Source organism: Propionibacterium acidifaciens DSM 21887 (assembly GCF_000426605.1).
GTDB lineage: Bacteria > Actinomycetota > Actinomycetes > Propionibacteriales > Propionibacteriaceae > Propionibacterium > Propionibacterium acidifaciens.
This window is the reverse complement of the sequence record NZ_AUFR01000054.1, coordinates 1-7,140: the sequence shown is the minus strand read 5'-3', so window position 1 is coordinate 7,140 and position 7,140 is coordinate 1. Positions and strand designations below refer to the sequence as shown.

Below are 7,140 nucleotides of genomic sequence, written 5' to 3'. Positions count from 1 at the left end.
GTGGTCGCCGGCCTGGTGCCCGTCAGGGCCTCGCAGATGAGCCCGGCGACCTTGTCCATGTCGTCGGGGGAGAAGCCGCGGCTCGTCAGCGCGGGAGTGCCCAGCCGGATGCCCGAGGTGTACCAGGCGCCGTTCGGGTCTCTTGTTACCCGTGTGCGAGACGTACTCGCCCCGGATGGATGATCCTGGGCGTCTGGCCACGGGGCCAGCCCGGCGTAGGAGGCCAGGTGTGCCACGGTGTCGAAGGATCTGCCGAGGGTTTCGGTGATGAAGACGGCGGCGGTCCTGGAGGTCTGGCGGCACATAGGGTCCAGCAGGTTGTTCCCGTGGGAGCGCCACTTCCCAGTCCTCGGCCTCCACCTCCGCTCGGGAAGTCCGACCAGCGAGGTCGGCGAGCGACGTCTTGCCGTCCAAGAATTTCCAGCTTGAGCTCCAAGCGCGGCTCATGGAGCGCGACGACTGATCGTCCGAAAGGTGAAATCCCGGTGACCTTGGATGTCCAGGACGGGTTGACGACACAGCAGGAAGCGCCTGCGGCTGGCGTGACGCCTTGTGGGGCGGTAGCCCGCCGCCATGGAAGCCGCAGATGCCGGGAAGTGAGACGTCGTTGCCAGTGCAACTTCCGGGGGGTATGTTACTGAACGTGTTCACTGAACATGTTCATCCAATCAAGCGGGACGTCTCGAGGGAACGGACCAGGGCCGCTGTGCTCGACGCCGCGACCCGGTTGTTCCGTGAGCTGGGCTACGAGGCCACCAGTGTGCGGGCCATCGCCGCATCCGCGCGGGTGAGTGTCGGCGCGGTGATGGCGGTCGGTAGCAAGGACGACCTGCTCGTGTCGAGCTTTGTCGGCGAGATCGAGCGGCTGTCGGCCGAGCGCTTCGGAACTGCTGAGCCAGACCAAGGGCTTCCCCCTGCGCGTGTCGTCGAGGAGATCCTGGTCGGCTACTTCGACCTCATCAGCAGCCAAGCGGAGCTGGCTCGTGCCTGGGGCGCCGCCTTGCTGACCAACGACCGTCACGCGGACACGCTCCGGCACCTGCATGACGCACTCGTTGGCGAAGTGGGGGGAGTACTGCAAGGCCATGCTCCGCGCGAGGTGGTCCAACGGGTGACCGAAGACCTTTACATCAGCTATTTGGGTTTCCTGTTCGCCTGGGCCTCGGGGGTTTACCTGGCAGTGGATGCGGTCGCTGCCCTCCGGGTAAAGGTCCAGCACGTACTACGAGAGATCGGTGCGAAATGATTCTGGAATCGTGGCCCGTGTGGCCCACAGCCGTCCTGGCTTTCGTCGTCTTCGGCGACGCGCTCCTGTCCATCCACCCGCCCAAATTCATCCGCAAGTGCCTGTTAGGGGTCAACTTCCCTGAAGACTGGTGGTGGGTTCTCGTCTACATCAAGATCGTGGCCACCGCCGGCTTGGCGGTGGGCTTCTGGATCCCCGGCGTCGGCATCGCCTCGAACGTCGGCGTGGTGGCATACTTCATTGCCGCTTGCGCCGCCCACTTCCGCGCGCGGTTCCTCAAGTCCGAGTTCTGGATCAACTGTCTGGGCATGCTCGGGCTGTCCGTCGCGTCACTGGTGTTGACGATGGCTCTCTGATGCGCCTCATCGGTCGGAGGATCCCCAAGAACATCGGGCTGATCCCCGAAGGGTTCGCGACACGGAACAATCACACGACCATCGTCGTTGACTCGCCAATGTTGGCCGCCCCGTGGCTCGGGAACTCCTTCACCATCGCCCAGTACGCGCAGGCAGTCGACTTCTGCGCATCCCGCCTGACGTCCTTGGGGGTCGGCGGTAGGGCCCGTGTGGCGATCGTGCGGGAGAACCACCTCGAGGTGCAACTGCTGGCTGCCGCAGCTGCCCGAATCGGCGCCGTCCCGGCCGCGCTCTCGGCCGCCAACACCGAGCAGGAGTTGGTCGACCTGCTGGCATCACTGCAGTCCGACGCGCTCCTGATGTCGTCGGCCGTCGCCGAACGTTTCGCCCGCTCCGGGGTCGACGCGTCATCGCTTGCCTCGAACGTGGTCCAGCTGGACGGCGAAGCACGTCCCGGAGCCATCTCCTGGCATACCCTGTCGAGTGACAGGCCAGCAGTCGTTGCCCCGGTCGCGGACGACCAAGTCATGCTCATCACCCACACGTCGGGAACCACGAACCTTCCCAAGCTGGTCATGCACACGGCGAACTCGTTGTGGGCAGGAACCCGTGTCGAGCTGCTCCCCGTACCCGGTGGCGTCAGCCGACCATCGGACCGGTTCCTGACCGCGATCCCCTTCGTACATTCCCGTGCCTTCACCTGGGTGACGGCCCAGTTCTACTGGGGGCCGGACGAGATGATCGCCGTCGGCGACTACGGACAGGACACTGTCGAGCGCCTCCTGCGCTCCGAGGGCCCCACCATCATTCCAGCACTGGAAGCCGCTCGTCGAATCGCACCCCGAGCTATTCGAGCAGGTGCGCCTCTACATCAACACCTTCGACGCCATCCACGCCTCCATCGCCCGCCCCTACGTGCTGGCCTCCAGCCACCGCAACGTCATGTGGGCTCACAGCTGGGGCCAGAGCGAGGTCGGCCCTATGGCCGCCGGGATCTTCACCAAGGGTTCTTTTCGCCGGGCGACGAAGGCCGGCAAGGAGCTGCAGATGAGCCACTTGGGCCTGCCTTGGCTCGGTCTGGTCAGAATGCGCGTCGTCGACCCTGACACCGGGCGCAGGGTCCCCAGGGGAGTCCCCGGGCTGCTGCAGGTGCGATCCGACTCCATCGCCGTCGGCTACCAGAACAGCGACGAGCACTACCGGCGCAAATGGAGCGGGTCATGGTGGAACACGGGGGACTTCGGCTACCAGGACCGGCTGGGCCGCGTGAAGTTCCTCGGCCGCTCCGTAGATCGGCTGCAGTCTGACAGCGCCCTCGAGCTGGAGACGGCCTTGCTGGACCGGCTCCCGGAATGCGAGGAGGTGGTCGTGATCCCGAACGGCAGCAGCGCACCGGTGCCGGTGCTGTGCCTGCGCTCCGGCGGCGAATTGTTCGACGGGCGCTGGCGTGAGGTCGTCGACGGGCTCCCGCCGCTCTCGCCGCCCGTGGTGGTGCCGATGGCGGAGGTCCCGAGGACGACGACGTGGAAGATCAAGCGAGCCGGCCTCCGTGAGCGTGTCGCGCGCTCCGTCGAGCTGCAGCCCACCGAAGCCGACCGCCGTTTCATCTGAGGTTGCGCCGTGACCGACATCGACACCTACCAGATGGCGTTGCTCGAGAGCCTCGTTAGCGTCCCCTACAACAGCGCGTCGCAATTCCACACCTACGTGGCCCACAACCCACCGGCACCCGAGTTCGGAGTGGCGTGCGTGCTGCAAAGCCAGGACGTGACGGAGCGCGCTGAGGCGGCAGGGGCGCCGAAGGCGGCACTGCTGCAAAACGGCCGGCACGTGGCGGCGGTCTTCCGCGAGGAAGGCCACCTCGTCGTGCTCGACCCCTACCTGTTGCACACCGTGCCCCTCGTGGTTCCGCTGGACGGCGGAACCGGTGGCCGGGTGGTGACGGTCCCAGCCGTTCCGATCCGCGAGGACCGGGACGGGAACGACGTCACCGGCAGGCTCGTTGCCGAGTACTTCGAACGTCCCGCCTCCGACAGGTTCACGCTGACCCTGGACTACTTCCGGTTCAGCCCCTCACGTCAGGCCGAGGTGCTGAATCGGCACTTCAAGCTCGACTCGCGGCACCTCATGAACCAGCACATGTCCGAGGATGAGGTGAACTCCCTCCTGACTCATCCAGAGCAGACCAGCCTGTCGATCCGCGTGGTCGGCCGTGACGAGTTCGACCTCGCGGAAGCGATTCTCCCCCTGCACGACTGGCAGCACCTGTCCGCGTCCTCGGCGCCGCTGTTCGTGCGTGACAACCAAGGCCGCGTCTTCCGCGGCGGCTCGCCCGAGGCCAGTCCCGTGTGGAGGGCCATCCACCGGGCCGCTGGGCTGGATCGGGCCGACGTCGAAGCACACCTGAGGGAGGCCTTCGAGATCTACTCGAACGTGGCCGACCCAGAAGTGCGGATCGCTCCCTACCGTCTGGAGAACGAGTGAGCGGGCTGCGAGTCTTCATCGCCGGTATCGTCCGCGAAACGTTCCCCGGGGCGAGCGTCCAACGACCCCGCCGCAGCCACCACCCGGGCGTTGGCGCAGATCGGCCAGGACACCATGACGGAACGGGTCGACGCCTTCGCGACAGTGAGTAGCGAACACCCCGTCAGTCCGGCCCACGACCTGGACGGCTTCGGCGCCGTGGCGGCGGAGTTCCTCGCCGAGACGGCCACGGCCGCCGATTGCTCCCTGTGCATCGCCTACCTGCCGGGGTCCGGGCTCAGCATGGGCACCGCCATGGAGATGTACGCAGCGAAAGCCGCCGGCATACCGGTGGTGACCGTGACGGGCAACGTCCGGAACTTGACGGTGCTCTCGACCAGTGACCTTGTCGTATCGGATCTGGGGCAGCTGCCCCAGGCCCTGGAAACCATCCGCTCCGATCGGGGGATTGCGCAGTGAACATCTTGGACCTATTGGACGCGTCAAGCACGGCCGTCTACGAGGCCGTCGACGCCGATGCGAACGTCGTCGACTCCGTGACCGCCGCTGGGATGCGCAGCGACGCGCTGCACATGGCCGACGCGCTGCTCGCGGTGGCCGATCCCGGGGACAGGGTGTTCATCCCACCCCTGCCCGGTGTCGACTTCGAACGTGCGTTCTTCGGAGCCGTCGCCGCCGGCATGATCGCGGTGCCGCTGCCGAAGATGCCGAAGATCAGGTCGAAGAAGCTCGACCGCATCGAAGGGGTGGTCGACGACTGCACGCCCAGGGTCGTCATCGGCGACGAACAGTCACAGCAGCTGGTGTCGGAACTGTTCGGCTTGGCGGTCGTGCCCGTCACGGCGAGGGCGACCATGGACCTCGCCGGCGCTCAGGCCCCCGTCGCTCGGGACCCGATGCAGCCGGCGCTGCTGCAGTACACGTCGGGCTCGACGGGTTCCCCGAAAGGCGTGGAGGTGTCCGAGTTCAACCTGGTCACCAACCAGCAGGGGATGTCGCGGCGCTGCGCCGTGAGGCATGGTACGGACGTGGTGGCGTGGCTGCCCAGCTTCCACGACATGGGGCTGTGCTCCATGACGATCATGCCCGCCGTGAGTGGCGCTCGCCTGGTCCGGGTCGCGACCGATGATTTCATCCGCAGGCCGTTGTTGTGGCTGGAGGCGATGCGCGGTCGCGGCGACGTTTGGTCGGCGGCCCCGGACTCCTCCTACAGGAACTGCGTTCGGGCGAAGCGGCTCGTCAAGGAGTTCACCACGGACCTCAGCGGGTGGCGCTTCGCGGCGAACGCCGCTGAGCCGGTCCGAGAGTCGACGATGCTGGAGTTCGAGGACACGTTCGGCCCGTACGGTTTCAGTCGCTTGGCGTTCCAACCTGGCTATGGTCTTGCCGAATCGACGGTGTGCGTGTCGGTGAACAGCCCGGGCACCCCTCGCCGGAGCCTCAGGCTGGACAACGTGCAGCTGGCCTCAGGCGTGGTGCGCGAGGTCGCCGCCGAGCAGCCAGGCGTCGACGTCTCGGCGTGTGGGCGCCCCATCGAAGGCAGCGAGGTCCGGATCCTCGACCCCGAGGCTCCGGTGCCCGCTGGCGAGGGACGGGTGGGTGAGATCTGTGTGAGCGGCCCCTCCAACGCCCGAGGCTACTGGCAGAACTCGGACGCCACCCGGGAGACCTTCACCACCGAGTTCGAAGGTCGTCGATTCCTGCGAACCGGAGACCTCGGCTTCCTTTCCGACGGGGAGGTGGTCATCTGCGGACGCAAGAAAGACCTGCTGATCCACGCCGGTGAGAACTTCTACGCACCGGACTTGGAAGCTGCGGGGCTCGACGGGCTCACCACGGATGGAACTCCCGTCGTCGCATGCTTCCAGACGTCCGACGGCCTCGTGTACTTCTGCTACGAGGCGGGACGCGGTGTCGACGAGCAAGAGGAGGCCCGCAACTGCGCGGGCGCCCTGGCCAGGATCGCCACCCTGTATCCGGGCCCGACCCAGGTGGTGGCCGTCGCGCGCGGGCAAATCCCTCGTACGACGAGCGGAAAAGTACAGCGCAGGCAGGCAGCCGCCATGATGGAGCGTTCCGACTTCCGCCTCGTCACCGCCACGAAGGTACCGACGATGGGACGCGCATGAACGCGCAGGAGATCACCCAAGCACTCTGCGACGAGTTGCTCGCGCTCGGGGCCGGGGAGATCGATACGGTAGACCCCGACGTGCCCCTGTCAGCTTTGGGTGTTGACTCTCTGCTGCGCGTCGCCTTGCTCGACAAGGTGGAGGGCCGCTACGGCCTCGACGTGGGCGCCATGGAAGTCGATGGCAGCGTGACCATCTCCCAGCTCGTCACCGCCATCGTGTCCGCGCACGAAGGCTGACAGCACCGGGGGAACGTGAGCGCCCGCGCCGCCGCACCCCGGAAGTCCGCCCCGCTCCTCCCACCGCTCATGCCCCCGGGGCAGTGTCCCGCGAGTGCCGCACTGACCCTGACGAGGTGATCCTGCATCCGGATGAGCTGGCAGCACTGGGTGACGTCGTCCCTGACCGCAGGTCGGAGTACGCCACCGTGAGGGCCTGCGGGGAGGTCATGGGTGCCCTCGGTGTGCGGGCCGGCGCCATCGTCCCCGACAGGTACGGGGCGCCCATGTGGTCCGATGGCCTGTGCGGAAGCTTGACGCATTGCCGCGGGTTCCGGGGGCCGCCTTGGCGCCGATCCGCGAGACCGGGCGGCTGGGCACCGATGCCGAACCGAACGAGCCGCTGCCCTGGGGGGAACCCGGGCCGTCGGGTCCCCGGGCCGAGGAGGAATCCCTGCCCGGTTCGAGGGCTCGGCATCGTCTCCCCGGCCCGGGCCGCCTGCTGCGGCCGCTCAGCGGGGGCTGTGACGGCCGCGCATTCATGGATCACTGGCGCGGCAGGCTCGTCACAGCTCCAGGCCCGGGTACAGCGGGTTGGCGCCGAGCAGCTCGTCGGCCTCGGCGTGGACGCGCGCGGCCAGGCCGTCGGCCATGTCGTACTTGGCCTTGCCGGGCGCGCCCGCGCTCGTGGTCGCCGGCCTGGTGCC

The 7,140-nt window shown here is 67.4% G+C and carries 7 protein-coding genes and 3 pseudogenes; 9 read left to right on the top strand and 1 reads right to left on the bottom strand.

Going from position 1 to position 7,140, the window contains the following annotated elements; genetic code table 11:
• Nucleotides 1–176, bottom strand: a pseudogene (locus K336_RS19810) (glycine hydroxymethyltransferase); the annotation flags it as partial.
• A 467-nt stretch (nt 177–643) separates the two neighbouring features.
• Here K336_RS19810 and K336_RS17235 point away from each other — a divergent pair.
• The 9 genes and pseudogenes from K336_RS17235 to K336_RS20255 all read left to right on the top strand — a co-directional run.
• The gene (locus K336_RS17235; protein ID WP_162142618.1) at nt 644–1,246 is read left to right on the top strand and encodes a TetR/AcrR family transcriptional regulator; all 603 of its coding nucleotides are present in this window, start codon (nt 644–646) and stop codon (nt 1,244–1,246) included.
• On the top strand, nt 1,243–1,602 hold the full coding sequence (locus K336_RS0112000) for a DoxX family protein (RefSeq protein WP_028707165.1): 360 nt from the start codon (nt 1,243–1,245) through the stop codon (nt 1,600–1,602). The genes K336_RS17235 and K336_RS0112000 overlap by 4 nt, the downstream gene beginning before the upstream one ends.
• Nucleotides 1,602–2,405: pseudogene (locus tag K336_RS20260) on the top strand (AMP-binding protein); the annotation flags it as partial. The gene K336_RS0112000 and the pseudogene K336_RS20260, both read left to right, overlap by 1 nt.
• Before the next feature lie 55 nt (nt 2,406–2,460).
• Nucleotides 2,461–3,213, top strand: coding sequence for an AMP-binding protein (locus K336_RS19805; RefSeq protein ID WP_028707163.1), 753 nt, complete (start codon nt 2,461–2,463; stop codon nt 3,211–3,213).
• Between the two features lie 9 nt (nt 3,214–3,222).
• Nucleotides 3,223–4,086 (top strand): hypothetical protein, encoded by an 864-nt coding sequence (locus K336_RS0111985; protein ID WP_028707162.1) that lies wholly within the window; start codon nt 3,223–3,225, stop codon nt 4,084–4,086.
• A gap of 90 nt (nt 4,087–4,176) precedes the next feature.
• On the top strand, nt 4,177–4,545 hold the full coding sequence (locus K336_RS0111980; protein ID WP_028707161.1) for a hypothetical protein: 369 nt from the start codon (nt 4,177–4,179) through the stop codon (nt 4,543–4,545).
• Nucleotides 4,542–6,215 (top strand): AMP-binding protein, encoded by a 1,674-nt coding sequence (locus K336_RS0111975; protein WP_028707160.1) that lies wholly within the window; start codon nt 4,542–4,544, stop codon nt 6,213–6,215. The genes K336_RS0111980 and K336_RS0111975 overlap by 4 nt, the downstream gene beginning before the upstream one ends.
• The gene (locus K336_RS19030) at nt 6,212–6,454 is read left to right on the top strand and encodes an acyl carrier protein (protein ID WP_043151048.1); all 243 of its coding nucleotides are present in this window, start codon (nt 6,212–6,214) and stop codon (nt 6,452–6,454) included. Before K336_RS0111975 ends, K336_RS19030 begins: the two co-directional genes overlap by 4 nt.
• Before the next feature lie 83 nt (nt 6,455–6,537).
• Nucleotides 6,538–6,759, top strand: a pseudogene (locus K336_RS20255) (hypothetical protein); the annotation flags it as partial.
• Between the last annotated feature and the right edge of the window lie 381 nt (nt 6,760–7,140).